General features: G+C 52.6%; 14 protein-coding genes. 5 read left to right on the top strand and 9 right to left on the bottom strand.

The genetic code is table 11. The annotated features are described in order from the left end of the window. Nucleotides 1-2 precede the first annotated feature (2 nt). Genes F1E05_RS04335 through F1E05_RS04325 form a run of 3 tightly spaced genes read left to right on the top strand, consistent with a single transcriptional unit; the run spans nucleotide 3 to nucleotide 6,247 of the window. Complete coding sequence (locus F1E05_RS04335; protein ID WP_150047077.1) at nucleotides 3-623, top strand: YfiR family protein; 621 nt, start codon at nucleotides 3-5, stop codon at nucleotides 621-623. A gap of 15 nt (nucleotides 624-638) precedes the next feature. Beyond that, nucleotides 639-3,554, top strand: a complete 2,916-nt coding sequence (locus F1E05_RS04330; RefSeq protein WP_150047075.1) for a PAS domain S-box protein — start codon at nucleotides 639-641, stop codon at nucleotides 3,552-3,554. Nucleotides 3,555-3,559: 5 nt separating this feature from the next. Next, nucleotides 3,560-6,247, top strand: a complete 2,688-nt coding sequence (locus F1E05_RS04325) for an EAL domain-containing protein (RefSeq protein WP_150047074.1) — start codon at nucleotides 3,560-3,562, stop codon at nucleotides 6,245-6,247. Between the two features lie 49 nt (nucleotides 6,248-6,296). Here F1E05_RS04325 and gltX read toward each other — a convergent pair whose 3' ends face one another. After that, nucleotides 6,297-7,694 carry a glutamate--tRNA ligase gene (gene gltX, locus F1E05_RS04320; RefSeq protein WP_150047072.1) on the bottom strand — a complete coding sequence of 466 codons (1,398 nt, stop codon included), beginning with the start codon at nucleotides 7,692-7,694 and terminating at the stop codon, nucleotides 6,297-6,299. 377 nt (nucleotides 7,695-8,071) lie between these two features. Here gltX and F1E05_RS04315 point away from each other — a divergent pair, with 377 nt between their 5' ends. Then, a complete protein-coding gene (locus F1E05_RS04315; RefSeq protein ID WP_150047070.1) occupies nucleotides 8,072-9,241 on the top strand; it encodes an OmpA family protein in 1,170 nt (389 codons plus the stop codon). Between the two features lie 44 nt (nucleotides 9,242-9,285). Here F1E05_RS04315 and F1E05_RS04310 read toward each other — a convergent pair whose 3' ends face one another. Continuing rightward, complete coding sequence (locus F1E05_RS04310; RefSeq protein ID WP_150047068.1) at nucleotides 9,286-10,131, bottom strand: thermonuclease family protein; 846 nt, start codon at nucleotides 10,129-10,131, stop codon at nucleotides 9,286-9,288. Between F1E05_RS04310 and F1E05_RS04305 the strand changes: the two genes are divergently transcribed. Then, the gene (locus F1E05_RS04305) at nucleotides 10,130-10,690 is read left to right on the top strand and encodes a DUF1415 domain-containing protein (protein ID WP_150047066.1); all 561 of its coding nucleotides are present in this window, start codon (nucleotides 10,130-10,132) and stop codon (nucleotides 10,688-10,690) included. The genes F1E05_RS04310 and F1E05_RS04305 overlap by 2 nt on opposite strands. A gap of 36 nt (nucleotides 10,691-10,726) precedes the next feature. Here the strand turns inward: F1E05_RS04305 and F1E05_RS04300 are convergent, their stop codons facing one another. From F1E05_RS04300 to msrP, 7 genes are all read right to left on the bottom strand, one after another. Beyond that, a complete protein-coding gene (locus F1E05_RS04300) occupies nucleotides 10,727-12,313 on the bottom strand; it encodes a coiled-coil domain-containing protein (RefSeq protein ID WP_150047064.1) in 1,587 nt (528 codons plus the stop codon). Nucleotides 12,314-12,389: 76 nt separating this feature from the next. Then, nucleotides 12,390-13,331 (bottom strand): YbgA family protein, encoded by a 942-nt coding sequence (locus F1E05_RS04295; RefSeq protein WP_150047062.1) that lies wholly within the window; start codon nucleotides 13,329-13,331, stop codon nucleotides 12,390-12,392. Further along, nucleotides 13,331-14,704: a cryptochrome/photolyase family protein gene (locus F1E05_RS04290; RefSeq protein ID WP_150047060.1), complete on the bottom strand. Its 1,374-nt coding sequence runs from the start codon at nucleotides 14,702-14,704 to the stop codon at nucleotides 13,331-13,333. The genes F1E05_RS04295 and F1E05_RS04290 overlap by 1 nt, the downstream gene beginning before the upstream one ends. A gap of 6 nt (nucleotides 14,705-14,710) precedes the next feature. Next, nucleotides 14,711-15,223 carry a hypothetical protein gene (locus F1E05_RS04285; RefSeq protein WP_150047058.1) on the bottom strand — a complete coding sequence of 171 codons (513 nt, stop codon included), beginning with the start codon at nucleotides 15,221-15,223 and terminating at the stop codon, nucleotides 14,711-14,713. Nucleotides 15,224-15,228: 5 nt separating this feature from the next. Then, nucleotides 15,229-16,137 carry a TIGR01777 family oxidoreductase gene (locus tag F1E05_RS04280; protein WP_150047056.1) on the bottom strand — a complete coding sequence of 303 codons (909 nt, stop codon included), beginning with the start codon at nucleotides 16,135-16,137 and terminating at the stop codon, nucleotides 15,229-15,231. A gap of 35 nt (nucleotides 16,138-16,172) precedes the next feature. After that, nucleotides 16,173-16,814, bottom strand: a complete 642-nt coding sequence (locus F1E05_RS04275) for a protein-methionine-sulfoxide reductase heme-binding subunit MsrQ (protein WP_150047054.1) — start codon at nucleotides 16,812-16,814, stop codon at nucleotides 16,173-16,175. Beyond that, complete coding sequence (gene msrP, locus F1E05_RS04270; protein ID WP_150047052.1) at nucleotides 16,814-17,773, bottom strand: protein-methionine-sulfoxide reductase catalytic subunit MsrP; 960 nt, start codon at nucleotides 17,771-17,773, stop codon at nucleotides 16,814-16,816. The genes F1E05_RS04275 and msrP overlap by 1 nt, the downstream gene beginning before the upstream one ends. Nucleotides 17,774-17,786 lie beyond the last annotated feature (13 nt).

Raw genomic sequence — 17,786 nt, 5'->3', positions numbered from 1 at the left:
TCATGACAAGGACAGGCAAACTCCGGCTCCGTTTAGCGCGACGAACTCGGCTCACCACGCGCTTGTTCGCCGCATCCGTCTCCGGTGCTTTCGTTTTCCTGTATGCCGCCTCGGCGCTTAACGCCAACGCCATGGCACAAGAAAACCCTTATTCGGTCAAAGCCGCTTTTTTGCGCAACTTCGCTCACTATGTCGACTGGCCGGATAGCGCGTTTAATGGCGTCGCGGACCACTGGCGCATTTGCGTGATCGGCCCCGATCCCTTCGGCGAAATTTTGGACAATACCCTGCAAGACCGCAATGAAAACGGCCGCAGCTTTACCGTCGTCCGCGTCAGCAACGCCAAAGAAGCGCGCAATTGCCACATCGCCTACGTCACGTATCAAGACGACACGCTACGCCGCGCGATACTGGCCGAAACGCGCGGCATGCCTATTTTGACGGCCGGCGATGCCGATACCTTCCTCGACGAAGGCGGCATCATCCGCTTCAACGTCCGCGACCGGATAGGCATGAGCGTCAACTTGGATCAAGCCCGTTCGGTAAGTTTGAAAATTCAAACCAAGATGCTGGAAGTGTCTAACGATGTCTTGGTCAACGGCGCTTTCATCCGTGTACGCTGATTAGGGCAGTGAAGCATGAGCATTCAAACTCGGCTGGCATCGGTACTTTGGACGGCGGCTCTGCTGGCCTTGCTGCTAGGCGCAGCCGGCTTGGCCGTTTATCAGCGTTTGACCTTGGAACAAAGAGTCCGGCAAATCATAGAGCCATACGCCCGGTTTGTTGCGGTAGGCAGCGATGCCGCCATTGCCTTTCAAGACCCTAGCCGCGCCCAAGAGATTTTAGAAACGCTGCACGCCAATCCTGAAATACTCGGCGCCGAGATCGTGCTGCAAAACGGCGAACGCCTGGCCGGCTTTACCAGCGGCGACGCGCCGTCCGTAACGCTGCCGAGCAACGGTCTGCACCTCAACGGCAAGCACGCGCAACTGCGACTGGCCTTGAGCCACGGTGCGTATTTGCAGTTGCACATGAGTCTTAGACAACTGGAAAATCAAACCGCGCAATTGGCATGGTTGTTTGCCTCCGGCCTATTGGTCATGCTGACCGCCACCGCGATTCAATTGCACGTTTTGAAATGCACGGTAGCGGAACCTATCGCAAAACTGACGGCGGCCACCGAAACCATTCAAGCGGCCGCCAATTACCGGCACCGCGTGCAAACCGGCGGCAGCGACGAATTGTCCAGATTGGCCGGCAGCTTTAACGCGATGATGGATGCGATTGAGGAACGCGAAGCCGAATTGCTTAAATTGAGCAATTTTCGCCGCACCATCTTGGATAACGTCGCTTACGGCATAGTCACCACCGATGCCGACGGCATCGTCACCAGTTTCAATCCGGCCGCCGAACGCTTGCTCGGCTACCGTGCCGACGAAGTGATAGGCCGCACGACCCCGCTAAGCTGGCACGACCCGGACGAAATCGCCCGTTACGCGACAACTTTATCGGACGAACTCGGCTATCCGGTAAGACCCGGATTTACCGCCTTCGTTACCCGGCCGTTGCACCATCAGTCGGAAGAACATGAGTGGACGTTTATTCGCAAGAACGGCCAACGCTTCCCGGTCAATCTTTGCATCACCGCACTACTGAACGCCGACGGCTCTGTCGGTGGTTTCGTCGGTCTGGTTTACGATTTAACCGAACGCAAACAGACCCAGCACCGATTGAATTTACTCAGCTTCGCCCTGGATAAAGTGCGAGAAACCATTTTGCTGACCGGCGAGAAGGATCCGCGTTTTTTATACGTCAATCAAAGTACCGCCGATACCTTAGGCTATAGCCGCGCTGAATTGACCGGGAACATGGGTATCGCCGACATCGACCCGAAATGGCAGGCGGAACGCTGGCAAAATTTTTGGCAGGATTTGTCGTTCAAGCGGCAAATGCAATTCGAATCCGTCCACCGCACCCGTTCGGGCAAACTGTTTCCGGTCGAGGTGACTTGCAATTATTTCGAATACGACGGCAGCGTTTACAACCTGGCCATTTGCCGGGACATCAGCGAACGCAAACACGCCGAAGCCGAACGTTCGCGCTACAAAGACTTGCTGGAAGAAACGGTACAACGCCGCACCGAGCAATTGCGCCTGGCCTGCGAGGCAGCGGAAGCGGCTAACAAAGCTAAAAGCACCTTCCTGGCCAACATGAACCACGAGCTGAGGACGCCGTTAAACGCCATATTGGGATTCTCATCTTTGTTGTTGAGCAACGCCGAAATCCAAGGCGACGACCGTTGCAATTTGGAAATCATTCAGCACAGCGGCGAACACTTGCTGACGCTGATCAACAACGTATTGGAAATGGCCAAAATCGAAGCCGGAAGGACTCAATTGGAACAAGCGCCTTACGATTTACCGGCCATGGTGGAACAAGTTGCGAACATGATGCGGATACGCGCCCTGGATAAACAATTGCAGCTAAAGGTGGAGTCGGCGGCCGATATTCCCCGCTACCTGATCGGCGACCAAGCCCGCTTACGGCAAGTGCTGATCAACTTGGTCGGCAATGCGATCAAGTTTACCGAGCACGGCCAGGTCATCATTCGCATCGCTACCGCCTCGGGCAAACTCCCTACGTTAACCATAGAAGTCGAAGACAGCGGGCCGGGAATTCCCGCACCAGCGCGGCAGCGTATTTTCGAACCCTTCGTACAACTCAATCCGGCGGCGAATGTCAAAGGCACCGGGCTGGGCTTGAGCATTTCCCGGCAATTCGTGCAACTGATGAACGGCAAGATCAGCCTGGAGAGTACAGTGGGCAAAGGTTCCTTATTCCGCATCGAAATCCCCTTGCAGCTGGCCAGCGCAAGCGAATTTCAACGCAACAGAAAAGTCGATGAGCGCACGGTGATCGGCCTCGCCCCGGGCCAAAAACCGTTGCGCATTCTAATCGCCGAAGATCAGCCGGAAAACCGCTTGTTGTTGACGCAACTCATGAAAACTATCGGCCTGGACGTTATGGCTGTGGAAAACGGCGAAAAAGCCGTCGCCTTGTTCGAAAGCTGGCAACCGGATTTCATCTGGATGGATAGACAAATGCCGGTATTGGACGGATTGCAAGCCGCTAAAATCATCCGAAAGTTGCCCGGCGGAAACAAGGTGAAAATCGTCGCGGTATCCGCATCGGCTTTCACCGAACAGCGGGCGGAAATGTTAACCGGCGGCATAGACGATTTCGTCGGCAAACCCTTTCAAGCCGCCGAACTATACGCCTGCCTCGGCAAACAACTCGGCGTGTCGTTTCTTTACGCCGATTATCCGGACGCGGCTGCGGCCGAACCAGGCCTGGGCGCCGACATGCTGACAGGAGTGAACGCAGCACTCCGAACCGAGCTGGAAGCGGCCTTGATCAGTCTGGACGGCGCCCGCATCGAACAGGCCATAACCCGAATTCAAGAACAAAACCGCACATTGGCGCAAATCTTGGCGAAGTTGGCTGCCGATTTGAATTATCCCGCTATTCTGACTGCGTTGCGTGCCATTTCCTGATTGCTATGAGCGAAAAAAGCCAAATTTTGATAGTCGACGACACCCCGGCGTCTTTGAAATTGTTGTCCGACTTGCTCAAGAACGAAGGCTTCGACGCGCGTCCGGCGCTTAGCGGCGAACTCGCGTTGGAAGCCGTTCGCAGTCAAACCCCGGACCTTATTTTATTGGACATCATGATGCCGGTGATCGACGGTTTTACCGTCTGCCGCCGGCTGAAAGCAGACCCGCACACTTGCAACATCCCGGTGCTGTTCATCAGCGCCATTAGCGAACCGCAAGAGATACTGCAAGGCTTCGAACTCGGCGCGGTCGATTACGTCACCAAACCGTTTCGGCGCGAAGAATTGCTGGCCAGGGTGCGCACCCATCTGGAAATTTCCCGTCTGCGCCATCATCTGGAAGACGTCGTCAAAGAACGCAACCGCCAGTTGCTGGCCAGCGAACAGCAACTGAAAACGACCTTGAACGATTACATGATCGCCCATGCGCAACTGCATACCTTGCTGCGCACCATTCCGGATCTGGTCTGGTTAAAAGACCCTAACGGGGTGTTTTTGGCCTGCAACCGGCGTTTCGAATCCTTGTACGGCGCAAAGGAGGCGGATATTGTCGGCAAGACCGATTACGATTTCGTAGACAAACCGCTCGCCGACTCTTTTCGCTGTCATGACCTGCGTGCAACGGCAACGGGCCGGGTATGCGCCAACGAAGAATATTTAAACTTCGCCGACGGCAGCCACCACGGCTTGTTCGAAACCTTGAAAACGCCGATGTACGACAAAGCGGGCGGTTTGATCGGCGTGCTGGGCATCGCGCGCGACATTAGCGAACGCAAAAACGCCGAGGCCCGCATCCACAGGCAAATGCAACTTTACGCCGTGTTAAGCCAATGCAACAAAGCCATCTTGCACTGCATTCGCGAAGACGAATTGTTTTCGCAGATATGTCAAATCGCGGCCCAGTTGGACGGCATCCTGAGCGCCTGTATCGTGCTGAACGACGGAGAAAGCGGGAAACTTCGCGCCATTGCTTGTGCCGGCCGGGAAGCACGCAGCTTAGCGGAGTTGGATAGATTGATTGCGCAAGATGCCGGCCACCCGTGCAAGGCCGCCATTCAAGAACAGCGTGCGTTGTGGTCTGTCGCCCCGAACGGCACGCCGCAAGACGATAATGCGGATCATCATGCCATTTCGGCGTTACCGCTTTGGCGCGACGGCACGGTGATCGGCGCCTTGTTGTTGCAGGCCTCCATGGCTATGGCCTTCGACGAATCGGCCCGCAATCTGTTGTCGGAAATGGTCGATGAAATCAATTTCGCTCTGGAAAATTTCAGCCGCGAGCGAGCCCGCCTCGCCGCGGAAGCCGAAATCGAACGGCTGGCGTTTTACGATCAATTAACCCATTTGCCGAATCGTAAACTGCTGTACGACCGTTTGCAGCAAGCCATCGCCACAAACGCCCGTAACGGTAGCTTCGGCGCGGTACTGTTCATCGGTTTGGACGATTTCAAAAGCTTGAACGACACGCGGGGCCATGCCGTCGGCGACTTGTTGTTGACCGAAGTCGCCGGACGTTTGCAAAATTCGGTGCGCGAGGACGACAGCGTGGCCAGACCCGGCGGCGATCAATTTGTCGTGGTGTTAAACGGTGTAGGCGACGAAGTTTGCCGGGCGTCCGCACAAGTCAAAGTGCTGGCCGACAAAATCTTGACCTGCATAGATGGGCCTTATCTACTTAAAGGCCAACAACACCATTGCTCGGCAAGCGTCGGCGTCAGCGTGTTCGGAAACAGCAACCATTCGGCCGGCGAATTGTTGAAACATTCGGAAACGGCGCTATACCAGGCAAAACGCAAAGGCCGCAACAGCCTGATGTTCTACGATCCTGCCATGCAAGCCGCTTTGGAGGCCAGAACAGGGCTGGAAAACGATTTGCGTCTGGCCATAAGGGAAAATCAGTTCGTATTGTTCTACCAAATGCAAGTAGACCACCTAAACCGCATTGTCGGTGCCGAGGCCTTGTTGCGTTGGCAACATCCGCAACGCGGTTTAGTGTCGCCGCAGGATTTTATCCCACTCGCCGAGCAAACCGGCTTGATCGTGACCTTGGGCCAATGGGTATTGGAACGCGCCTGTCAACAGTTAATACGCTGGGACGAGGACGCCGGCTTGTCCAGGCTGACGCTGGCGGTGAATGTCAGTGCGTTACAGTTTCATCAAACCGATTTTGTCGAACGAGTCTGCCGAACGATACAAGGGCTGGGCAGTGCCGCCTCCCGCCTGAAACTGGAATTAACCGAATCGTTGGTGCTAAGCGACATCGACGATACGATAGATAAAATTCAGCGTTTGCGGGAAACCGGCTTACAGTTTTCGATCGACGATTTCGGCACCGGTTATTCGTCGTTATCCTACTTGACCAAATTGCCTATAGACCAACTCAAGATCGATCAATCTTTCGTACGCAATATCGGCGTGACCCCTAACGACACGATAGTCGTGCAAACCATCATTGGCATGGCCGAAAACTTGCTGCTGGAATGCGTCGCCGAAGGAGTGGAAACGCAAGCTCAGTACGAGTTTCTGAAACAATCGGGCTGCAAAACCTACCAGGGCTATTGGTTCGCCAAGCCGCTGCCGCTGGCGGAATTCGAACAGCAGGCGGCGGCAAAACTGAATACCAACCCGGTTTAGACCGAAACGTCCGTGTCCTCGCCTATACCAAGCCTGCCGGCTTTTCCGCTCAGCAATGTTGCTTGATGTATTCGATGGCGCGCGCGATTCTATCCAGCGTCTTTTCCTTGCCTAACAGATACAAGGTCTGGTCTATGGCCGGAGACACTCCGCATCCGCATACGGCAATTCGCAAGGGTTGCGCCACTTTGCCCAGGTTGAGCTCCAACGCCGCTGCGCTGTCGATGACGACTTGATGCAAAGCCTCCGGCTGCCAACCTGACAAACTGTCGAAGCGGCTCCATAAATGCTGTAATACGTCTTCGACGCCGGCCTTGAAATTTTTCTTGACGGCTTTTTCCTCGTAACTATCGAAGTCGCGGTAGAAATAGACACTTTGTTCTGCCATTTCCACCAACGTCTTGCAACGCTCGCGTTGGGCCAGCACCACATCCGTCAACGCCGGCCCGGTAGCCGGGTCTATGCCCAATTCACCAAAATGCCAGCTCAAGTGATGCGCCACCCTGGCCGGATCGCTATTCATCAAATATTGATGATTAAGCCACAACAGTTTTTCGGTGTTAAAGGTAGAAGCCGAGACGTTGACTTTTTCCAGATCGAACAGTTGTATCATCTCGTCGACGCTGAACAATTCCTGATCGCCGTGCGACCAGCCCAACCGCACTAAATAATTCAGCAAGGCCTCCGGCATATAGCCGTCCATGCGGTACTGCATCACACTCACTGCGCCGTGGCGTTTGGACAAGCGCGCTCCGTCCGCCCCCAAAATCATCGGCACGTGAGCGTAAACCGGTAAACTCGCCCCTAAAGCCTTTAGTATGTTGATTTGCCGCGGGGTGTTATTGACGTGGTCGTCGCCGCGGATTACGTGAGTCACTCCCATATCCATATCGTCGACCACAACGGTCAAATTGTAAGTAGGGGTGCCGTCCGAACGGGCGATGATCAAATCGTCCAGTTCTTTGTTGGCGACCACGATACGGCCCTTGACCAAATCGTCGATGACCACGTCGCCGTGATCCGGATTTTTGAAACGCACCACCCGCTCGCCGTCTGCGGCCTCCGCAGTACGACATTTGCCGTTGTAGCGCGGTTTTTCTTTATTGGCCATTTGTTGTTCGCGCAAGGCATCCAGCTCCTCGCGACTGCAATAGCAATAGTAGGCGTCGCCTTGATCCAGCAATTGCTGGATCACTTCTTTATACCGGTCGAAGCGGTGAGTTTGATAAAAAGGGCCCTCGTCGTATTCCAGCCCCAACCAAGTCATGCCTTCCAAGATCGCATTCACCGACTCCTGACTGGAGCGTTCCAGGTCGGTATCTTCGATACGCAAAATGAATTTACCGCCGTGTTTGCGCGCATACAACCAGGAAAACAAAGCCGTGCGGGCTCCGCCTACGTGCAGATAGCCGGTGGGACTCGGAGCGAAGCGGGTTCTAATCGTCATTTCAATAATTACCTAAATTAAGCTATAAAAAACGGTACTCATTCAGCGTCAGCCAAGATAAAGGAGTGCTCCCTGTCCTCACCCTCTCCATCGGAACAGGGATTTTTGCCTCGCGCCGAATAGTTACTAAAAACCTACAAACACCGGCTGGTTGGGATTAACCGGCGGCGCTATAGTACGCTCGCATGCCAAACTTTAAGTCCGCTTGACGTACTCTAACAATGCAAGCAAAAAACGCCGGTATTTTAAGTCCAAAAACTAAGCAGCACGTAAGCTTTAAAAATTACGCTGGTATTAGAGAGTTAGTCACAAAAAATGCTAGACTCTAAAACCAGGCCTACGAGCCGAAATTCATATAACGCACCAGGAGACCATTCATGCAAAAAATGCTCACTCTTACGGCAACGCTGACAGGCGTGATCTTGTCCGGTTGTGCAACGCAATCCAGCAATACTTTTCAACCTTTTCAAGCCGAAGACTTGAACGCTCAAGTCAAAGCCGGCCTGCTCGTACAGAAAACCAACAGCTTCTTTGTCTTGAACGACTCGTCTTCGTCGATGAGCAAAACCTACCTGGGCGCTTCCGAGTACAGCGGAACAAAATTAGACGTAGAAAAAAACTTGCTGAATAAATTCAATAAAAGCATTCCGGCCATTCCGCTGTCTTCCGGCCTGCGCAGCTTCGGTTTCGGTCCCTGTGTGGACTGGAGCACGTCCCAACTGAATCAAGGCATCCAGCCTTATTCGGCATCCGGTTTCGAAAGCGCGATTCTGTCCATGCAATGTTCGAGCGGCGGTACGCCTTTGGCGGAAGCGTTGAGCGCAACCAATGCGGATTTAGCCTCGGCACCCGGCAACATCGCCCTGATCGTCTTCAGCGACGGCATGGACGAAACCTCGCCTATACCCGCCGCAGAGGCGCTTAAGGCTCAATACGGAGACCGTTTATGCATACACACCGTCTGGGTCGGCAACGAGAGCGATGTCGGCGGCCAAGCGGTATTGCAGGAAATTTCCCAAACGTCCGGCTGCGGCGTTACGACCGATGCTACCAGCGTCGCCAATGCCGGCGGCATGAGCGCATTCGTCAAGCAGGTGTTTTTCAATGACGGCAAACCCGGGCCTAAAGACGACGACCAAGACGGCGTACTCAATGACAAAGACAAATGCCCGGACACCCCGAAAGGCGCGATTGTCGATAAAGACGGCTGCTGGGCGTTCCACGGCGTCTTGTTCGATTTCGACAGCGACGTCGTTAAATCAAAATACGATCCTTTGATCGACAATGCGGTTAAAGTGATGAAACTGAATCCGACGCTGACGGTAGAAATCGAAGGCCATACCGATAGCGTCGGCAGCGAAGCCTACAACCAAGGCTTGTCCGAACGCCGAGCACTATCCGTCAAGAAAGAAATCGTCAACCAAGGAATAGACGGCAACCGTATGACCACAGTAGGTTTCGGCGAAAGTCAACCGGTAGAATCCAACGATACCGATGCAGGCCGCGCCTACAATCGCCGCGTGGTCTATAGACGTACCGACAAATAACCCCCCACCCTCGCGTTCCAAAGGGGGCTTTATGCCCCCTTTTTTTACTTTATTTCCTTGATTTCGCCCGGATGGCGCACGCCCAACACAAAACGCTGCCGGGACTTTCTCACCCACCCCCTGGCTTCTATGCGCCGGCCCAGATATCCCTCCAGAGCCGGAAAAAGGCTTAGATTGGCGCTATCGATGCGTACCGAAACTTGATCGGACAGTTCTAAATAGCCATATTTTTTGCCCAATTTCACATCGTGCACGCGCCCGGTAATACGTTTCCAACCTTTGTAGTTGCCGTCCGTCAATTGCTCGGCCGGAACAGCCGCGTAATCAGCCTCCCGCCAAATCCCCAAACGCTCGCGCTCGGCTTGTGCCTGGGCAGCCAACAAGGTCCCTGCGTATTTTAAATTCGGCGGATGGATCGCCACCGCGGCATAACCCAACTTAACCAGCTCTACATTGATGTGCTTGCGGTCCGAGCTAAAAAGATGGGCCAACACCCGCCGGTACGCATCCTGTTTTTCCGCGTCGTATTCCAGACGGACGGTTTTTCCTTCCAGCGCCCGAATCAACCACGCCTTGGCCGCTTCCCCGCCCGTTTCGGCGGCTTTGTATCGTCCCGCCACCTCCGGGGTATTGATGCCTAACAGACGGACTTTCCAGCCGTTTGCCAATAATACGGTATCGCCGTCGTAGACCTTTTTTACCAAGTAATAGTCTGCACCGGGCTCAATCTGTAAAATTCTGGCTGGCTGCTGCGAACGGTCGGAATAATGGTGCTTACCCGCCGCGTCGTGCCACTCGAATATCTCGTTTGCGTGCGAGGCCGAAAATACCAAACACACCGAGGCTAAGCAGCCAATCGCGAAAACTTTATTAACGGTTCTAACAGCCATGAATGATCAACACATTATTGAAGCTACCGGAAGATGGCTCACCGATTTCGTGATTGCCTATGAAATCTGTCCCTTCGCTAGACGCGAACATCTCTCCAACAGTATACGTTATCAGGTGTGCCGCACGCCGCTGCCGGAACAGACTTTGGCAGCCGTAGTCGAGGAATGCGAGCATTTGGATAAAAATCCGGAAACTGAAACCACGCTGTTGATACTGCCCGAAGGTTACGAGGATTTCGACGATTATTTGGACATACTGGCTATCGCCGAACAATTGCTAATCGAGCTGGGATACGAAGGCATTTATCAAATAGCCAGTTTTCATCCCGACTATCATTTCGAGTTCAGCGAGCCGAGCAGCGAAGACGACGCCGCCAACTACACCAACCGATCGCCCTTCCCTATGCTGCATTTGCTCAGAGAATCCAGCATAGAACGGGCGATTGCCACCTTTCCGGATCCGGAAAACATACCGGCTCGCAACATACAAAAGACCAGACAACTAGGCGCTGAAACGCTGAGCGCCTTATTGGCACAATGCCGCCGAACGGCTGGCTGAGGCCGACGGAGCTTCGGCCCCAAACGGAAAAACGGTTTACTTGCCCGGTTTAAGTTTTTTCATCCAGCCGGACAGCGATGCCTTTTTCGCCGCTTCGCCATTATCGGCAAGCTCAATGCGTTCGTCGGCCTCAGCCGGCTGTGCATTTTTTTTCCGGACCGGTTTCCCGAATCCGCCCAACAGACCGCCTAGTTTGGCGGAAACGCCGTCCCCAAAGGCTTGGGTCTTATCGGCGGCATCCGCTTCAGATTGCACAGCCGTAGCGGCCAAGGTTTCGACCCTTGCGGGCTGTTCCGCTTCAACCGCTGTCATGTCCGGTTTCATGCCGAGTTTTTCGTCGATTTTAGCGATGGAATCCAGGGTTCTCGCAAAAAATCCTTTGCCTTTCGGCTGGGTATCGGGTTTGGCCGGCTCGGCTGCTTGAATAGGCAGCGTTGGCGTTTCCTCCGGAATTGCCGGTTGATTGAACATGCCGAAAATGCCGGACTTTTTGGCAACGGCGCTTGTTTCCACGCTTGCTGCTGCGCTTATCGGTGACAGCTCTTCTTCAGAAATGGCCGGCACTTCGCCGAGAACGGCATCGGTTTGCAATTCTTCTACATCGGCAGCCGTTTTCATACCCAATCTGCCGTCGATTTTGCTGAAAGAACTCATCGCCCGGGCGAATAAGCCTTTGCGCGGTCCGTCATCCTCTTTCCGACTTTCCATAACATTTACCGGCTCGGCGTCCATCGGCGCCTTCGGCGAAACAACCTCCTCGCCGGCTGCCCAATCTGCCGTTGCGGACTCTTGTTTGACGGTGCCGTCGTCTAAGTCGGCAAGCGTGTTAACCGCTACAGGTTCCAATTCCGCACCGACAGCAATCGTCGGCGCCGGCGGAGCAGCCGGAACGCTTGCCGACGCTTGCGCCAGCGCGGCTTGCGCTTTCAAGCCCTGAATTTCCGTGGTGAGACGTTGTTTATCGGCTTCCCATTGTTGCCGCGCATGCTGCAACTGTTCCAATTCCAATTCCAACTTCGCCAGCTGTTGCGTTTGAATGTTCAACCGGTCTTGCAAGCCGTTGGCCAGCATTTCTTTTTCGGCGGTTTTCGTCGCTTCCGCATGTAACGATAGTTGCAACTGCGCCTTGGCCTGCAACTCATTTCTAAAGCGCTCCGCCGCCCGGTTCAGGATGGCCGCATAGGCTTCCGGCAAATGCGCCGCATCGGCTGCCGGCAGTTTCTCCACGCTCAACTCGAAACATTCGGTCAAGCTAGCCGCACTTTCCGCCAATTGTTTGTTGCGCCGGGACAAACTCTCTGCGTTGCTTGCCGCTTGGCTGGCTTGAGCCTGGGCATCCAACTTGGCTTGCTGCAGTTCGCCATCCAATTGTGCGATTTGCTGTTGCAAGGCGGCAACATGGGTCCCGGCTTCCTCGAGTTCGGCTTGTGCGGCAGCTCTGGCCTGTTCCAATTTTCGGTAGGCGCTTTTCAGAAATCCGATGCGGATACTGTAAAAAATTGCAGTGACCAAAACCGCACACACCACCAATGCAACGGCGTATTCCCGATTGTGTAGGGTCAGTTGATACCATTGTTGCCAAAGATCTTGGCCGACCGGGACAAGTTTTTGCCATGTTTCCATAAAGTTACCTTATCGAATTTTGATGTGAGACTGCAGAGCGTTGGCCGAAAAACACCGGCATTGTATAACGAGGTCGTCAAATTTCGTTAAGCAAGGCTAATTGCGCAGGATGAGGAACCATGTAAAACGACGCATCGATAAAAGGATCGGGCTGCTTGCGAAAATGATGCCGCAACAACGTCAACGGCACGATTAACGGTACCTCGCCACGCCGATAGGATTCGATGGTCTCCACTAATTCCTTTTTGTCCTCGCCGTCTAATGTATGCTTTAAATAACCCTGTATATGCTGCAACACATTGACGTGATTACCGCGGGTGGCAACGATTTGCAAGCAGGCCATTAATTCGCCGAAATAACGGGCGGCAAGCTGATCGATAGTGCCGGTCTCGGCATCGGCCAGCATACGGCCTAAACTTTTGGCACGATTTTGCTCGTGACTCATCGCAATCAATTTATGTCGGCTGTGAAAGGTGATCAAGCCATGCTTGCTCAAGCCGCTTCGCTTTAATTCCAACCAACGATGCCGTACGAAAACCCGTTGAATGAAATTTTCTCTCAGCATCGGATCACCTAGTCTCCCTTCTTCTTCTACCGGCAAATCGGGAAATTGCCGTTGCATGAATTGGGCGAACACACCTACACCGGTCTTAGCCGGTATGTCGTTCTTATAAATCTTGACTCGCTCCATGCCGCAGCTTGGCGAATCCTTTTTCAGGATATATCCCGACAGCGGAGCAAGCCAGTCGCTCTGACGGGCGCTGGTTTCCCGCAGTTGCTCGGTAACGTCGAAACTATGATCTTTTACCCCGACGACGCGCACCTCGCCACCGAATTCTCTCAGCTGAACCGCCGGACGCGGCACGCCCAACCCGGCGGCATACTCCGGGCAGAACGGTTTAAACTGAAAATACTGACCGAGCGTGCGTTCGATATAACTGTGGTATTTATGCGCACCGTCATACCTAACCGTATGACCCAGTAAACAACTGCTTATACCGATTAATATGGGTTCCATTATTTATCAGAGGCTATGTCATGAAATAGCACTTTGGCTTGACGACTACGCTCGGCGTGGTCGAGCATGGGCGGCGGATAATCGCAGGCCAAAGGATTAATGTGCCAATTATGAATGGCATGCGGCGCGAACTGGGCAAGTTCGGGCAGCCAACGCGAGATGTAAGCACAATCCGGATCGTATTTTTTTTGCTGTAACCAAGGATTAAAAATTCGAAAATACGGCTGCGCGTCACAGCCGGTTGAGGCTGCCCATTGCCAATTGCCGTTATTCAAACAAGGATCGTAATCGACCAATCGCTGGGCGAAATAGCGTTCTCCCCAGCGCCAACTGACGTGTAGATCTTTGACTAAAAACGACGCAACTATCATTCTAAGCCGGTTGGGTAGCATGCCGGTTTGATTCAACTGCCGCATCCCTGCATCCACTATCGGAAAGCCGGTACGTCCCGCCGCCCAAGCTTCAAATTCGGCTAAATCGTTACGCCAAGACAAATGGTCGAATCGCGGCTGGAAAGCGTGGCCGAATACGTGTGGAAAATCAACGGCGATATGGTAAAAAAAGTCCCGCCAATAAAATTGTCTGAGCAGCGCGTGGTCGGAGCCAAGATTCAAAACCGCGGCGAAGTAGGCTTCCCGTATCGAGCAACAACCGAACTTCAAATCAGCGGACAATCCGCTAGTTTGCTCCAGCGCCGGAAAATCGCGTTGCAGACTATAAGCAACCAGCTTGGACAATTGCTGCAGGCGTTGCAATGCCTGAGCGCGCCCGCCCCGCAACGGACTGCTGCAGGGCCCTGCAAATCGCGCTGGTGACTCGATTTCTTCCGGTACGGCGTCGATCACGAATTCGCCGGCCGCTAACTCGCGAGGTTGCGCGACGGGAATGGCGTGCGCTTGTCGGTAGAAAGCGGTAAACACCTGATAGCGGCCGCCGTCGGCTTTGACCACTGCTTCCGGCTCGTTCAACAACGCATCGGCATGCTGAAAAAAGCCTAACCCGTGATCCCCGCAATACGCCGCCAATTCGGAATCTCTTCGTTTGCTGAACGGCGTGTAATCGCGATTGACGAAAACCGCGGCCAAATTCAACCGCCGATGCAAGACGGATAACACCTGGATGGGAGCAGCATAAAAAAGATGCAAGCGCGCACCGCGTGCGCGCAACTGTTCCTGCAAATCCTGCACGGCTTCCAACAGATAGTTCAAGCCGAAACGGCTTTGGTAGGCATGAGGCTCGATTTGTTCGGGGTCAAAAACAAATGCGGCAAACACCCGCTTGGAGTTTGTCAAGGCCGCATTCAAGCCGGCATTATCATAAAGGCGTAAATCTCGCCGAAAAATGAACAACGAGGTTGAATAACTGCGATGCATGGGCGTTTAAACGCAATCGCCCCAATGAATAATCATTTGCTGACAATTGAACATAATGTTCGGGTAATGCTGATAAATCACCCAGCGTAGTGCCAAGTCTAAATAGGCGGCAACGACCAGCCAACGCGCCGCCACCCCACTCCACCGCCGTTGACAATTTTTGGAGCAGCGCCACACCGCTCCGGTCCAGTAAATCAACGGCATAGCCATGATAATGTGCATGGTCACCCAGCTTGCGACCGTAAAAGTACCTTGGTCGATCCGGTAATCGATGTAAAACAATAAACTGTTATACAGAATAAAAAACGGCCAAAATGCGTCTTTAAGTTTGATGTAGCCCAACCAAGTCCACTGCAAATAAAAATACAAGCTCGTCGGAGTACGCGGCTCGTAGCCGACATCGGGCTCAGGGGTAACAGCATAAATCAATAAGCCAAGTGCCAACGCAATCAAGCAGACTTCGTAACCGCTTAGGAACGAGGTAAATGCCAATAATAAAGACAAAGAATCTATCAACATGCGGATTAAACCGGATTTAAAATATTGTGTAGCGCTTGACTTAACTGATTGAATTGAAAGCGAAATCCACTCGCTAAAAGGCGCTTAGGCACGACTCGTTGACTACCCAGCAACACATCGGCCATTTCGCCCAAAACCAATCTTAGCAAGCGTTCCGGCATAGGCATGAGCATGGGTCTATGCAATTGGCCCGCCAGTGCCGCGCTGAATTGGCGGTTGGTCACGGGTTCCGGCGCCACCGCGTTATAAGGGCCCGTCATCGTCGAATCGGTTAACATCGCCATAACAATGGCGATCCAATCGTCGATATGTATCCAAGACATCCATTGGTTCCCGCTACCCAATCTGCCACCAAACCCCATTCGGAACGGCAGCAACATCCTGTTTAGAATGCCGCCTTTGTCACCTAACACCAAACCGGTACGAATCAAACACACTCTTATCCCAGCAAGCTCTGCCGTGCGGGCCGCCGTCTCCCAATCCGCACAAAGCTGCTGGCTGAAATCGTTAACCGGCCTACTGTCTTCGTCCAGGATTCGCTCCGCTTGATTACCGTAATAGCCTATCGCCGAGCCGCTAACGAACGCCGGCTTGCTCTTAGCCGCCGTCATCCAAGCGACTAGCTGCAAGGTGAACTGGATTCGGCTATTCCTGATTAATGCCTTGCGCGCAGCCGTCCAAAAACCGTCGAAAATACCCGCTCCGGCCAAATTTACCACGGCAAAAAATTGATCCGCTTCAGGTAATTGGTCAATGCGAGTGACGGCTTTAACGGACGCATCGAACCGGCCGGCCACCTTAGCCGAACTTCGGCTGAATACGGTAACGGCATATCCGCCGGCCAGTAATCGCTTCACTAAAGCGCTACCCAGAAACCCTGTTCCTCCGGTCACTAATACGGCTGGCTGGTTCATGTTTCACCTCCACATATAGCGAGTTTTATATCTCCTCAATCGCTCTGATCGAGATGTACGGATTTTCCGCGGGGCAACATCAATTTACTCAACTGGCGACTTTTTAACCAAACCATCATTCTGAAAACTAATAGCAAAATCACTAAAATCAAATAAACCAAGGGTTGGATTAAATTGCCCTTCAGCTGCCAAATATAGTGAGTGACAGCAATGATTGCGGCATAATATATAAAACGGTGTAATTTTTTCCAATTTTTGCCTAAACGTTTTTTAGCTGAATTTGGAGAAGTCACCGCCAACAACAAAATGACGAAATAAGCGATTACCCCCATCCATAAATAAATGCTTTCGATTATATCCACATATATGGTATGCCAGGCCGCTGCATGGTCAACGAATAAGTATGCCAACAAATGTAACGAAGCATAAAAAAAAGCATACATTCCGAACATTTGCCTAAAATCGGCCATGCCACGCCAATTCGTAATCGTTTGAACCGGCGTTATCGCTAAGGTGATGCAAATAAATCGGAGCGCCCAATCCCCTAACCTAATAGTAATGGCTTGAATCGGATTGCCACCCAATCTATCCAATAAAATATCCAACAACAACCAAAACAAAGGCAACAAACAGCAAAGCGCCACCGGAATTCTGATATTATCAAGCTTCAATGACATTAGAAAAATTGCCGCAGATCCATTTGACTATACATTGATGCTACTTCGTCCCCGTAGCCGTTGAATAATTCGGTGTTACGTCTGGGCGTAAAAAAACCCGTTCCCAACACCCGTTCCGAATGTTGACTCCAACGAGGATGCGGCACTTTGGGATTTACGTTTGCATAAAACCCATATTCATCGGCTGCAAACTTATTCCAACTTGTTATCGGCTGCCTTTTCAACAATTCTATTTTGACAACCGCTTTTATACTTTTAAACCCATATTTCCATGGCACAATCAATCTAACCGGCGCCCCATTTTGCTTAGGCAAATATTCACCGTACATGCCAACCGCCAGGATGGTTAATGGATGCATGGCTTCATCAATTCTTAAACCCTCTACGTACGGCCAGTCCAACATGGCACCCTTAGCTTGCTTGGGCATATTTTCCGGCTGAAATATCGAGGTAAACCTTACGAACTTAGCGGACGACAAGGGCTTAGCTGCACTCAATATTCCGGATAACGGAAGCCCTATCCAAGGCACGACCATAGACCAACCTTCCACACAACGAAGTCTATACCTATATTCCTGAAGCAACGCCGACTTAAGCAAGTCTTCGATATAAACCCTTTTCGGAACCTCCACCTCGCCGGCTATTTCCAAGCTCCAATTGGATACTACAAGCTTGCTTGCCAATTGCGAGGATTCTTCTTTATCAAAAGAAAACTCGTAATAATTAGTGAAATTTTTGACGAATTGTGGCGGAGTTAGGTCCACATTTTCCAAATGAGGCGCCACCTTGTTCAGCTTAGCAAACGATTTATTCTCTATGCTATCGCGATTTGCATAGGTGTTTTGCAAAGGCAAAACAGGTGCCAGAGCGAGCGCTTTTATAATCCGCCTTCTTTGCTGAAAAATCTTCGGATCGGTTATTCCGCTATCCGGGATTTGTTTTTTGGTTTTAATAATCATCCCGATGCCTAGT

Origin of the sequence: Methylomonas rhizoryzae, from assembly GCF_008632455.1 — a bacterium.
GTDB classification, from domain to species: Bacteria; Pseudomonadota; Gammaproteobacteria; order Methylococcales; family Methylomonadaceae; genus Methylomonas; species Methylomonas rhizoryzae.
This window is presented reverse-complemented; position numbering and strand designations above follow the sequence as displayed.

Bases quoted from the DNA above. Each gene is read 5' to 3' on its own strand.
- F1E05_RS04335 (WP_150047077.1), top strand. From the start codon at position 3: ATGACAAGGACAGGCAAACTCCGGCTCCGTTTAGCGCGACGAACTCGG.
- F1E05_RS04330 (WP_150047075.1), top strand. From the start codon at position 639: ATGAGCATTCAAACTCGGCTGGCATCGGTACTTTGGACGGCGGCTCTG.
- F1E05_RS04325 (WP_150047074.1), top strand. From the start codon at position 3,560: ATGAGCGAAAAAAGCCAAATTTTGATAGTCGACGACACCCCGGCGTCT.
- gltX (WP_150047072.1), bottom strand. From the start codon at position 7,694: ATGACGATTAGAACCCGCTTCGCTCCGAGTCCCACCGGCTATCTGCAC.
- F1E05_RS04315 (WP_150047070.1), top strand. From the start codon at position 8,072: ATGCAAAAAATGCTCACTCTTACGGCAACGCTGACAGGCGTGATCTTG.
- F1E05_RS04305 (WP_150047066.1), top strand. From the start codon at position 10,130: ATGAATGATCAACACATTATTGAAGCTACCGGAAGATGGCTCACCGAT.
- F1E05_RS04310 (WP_150047068.1), bottom strand. From the start codon at position 10,131: ATGGCTGTTAGAACCGTTAATAAAGTTTTCGCGATTGGCTGCTTAGCC.
- F1E05_RS04300 (WP_150047064.1), bottom strand. From the start codon at position 12,313: ATGGAAACATGGCAAAAACTTGTCCCGGTCGGCCAAGATCTTTGGCAA.
- F1E05_RS04295 (WP_150047062.1), bottom strand. From the start codon at position 13,331: ATGGAACCCATATTAATCGGTATAAGCAGTTGTTTACTGGGTCATACG.
- F1E05_RS04290 (WP_150047060.1), bottom strand. From the start codon at position 14,704: ATGCATCGCAGTTATTCAACCTCGTTGTTCATTTTTCGGCGAGATTTA.
- F1E05_RS04285 (WP_150047058.1), bottom strand. From the start codon at position 15,223: ATGTTGATAGATTCTTTGTCTTTATTATTGGCATTTACCTCGTTCCTA.
- F1E05_RS04280 (WP_150047056.1), bottom strand. From the start codon at position 16,137: ATGAACCAGCCAGCCGTATTAGTGACCGGAGGAACAGGGTTTCTGGGT.
- F1E05_RS04275 (WP_150047054.1), bottom strand. From the start codon at position 16,814: ATGTCATTGAAGCTTGATAATATCAGAATTCCGGTGGCGCTTTGCTGT.
- msrP (WP_150047052.1), bottom strand. From the start codon at position 17,773: ATGATTATTAAAACCAAAAAACAAATCCCGGATAGCGGAATAACCGAT.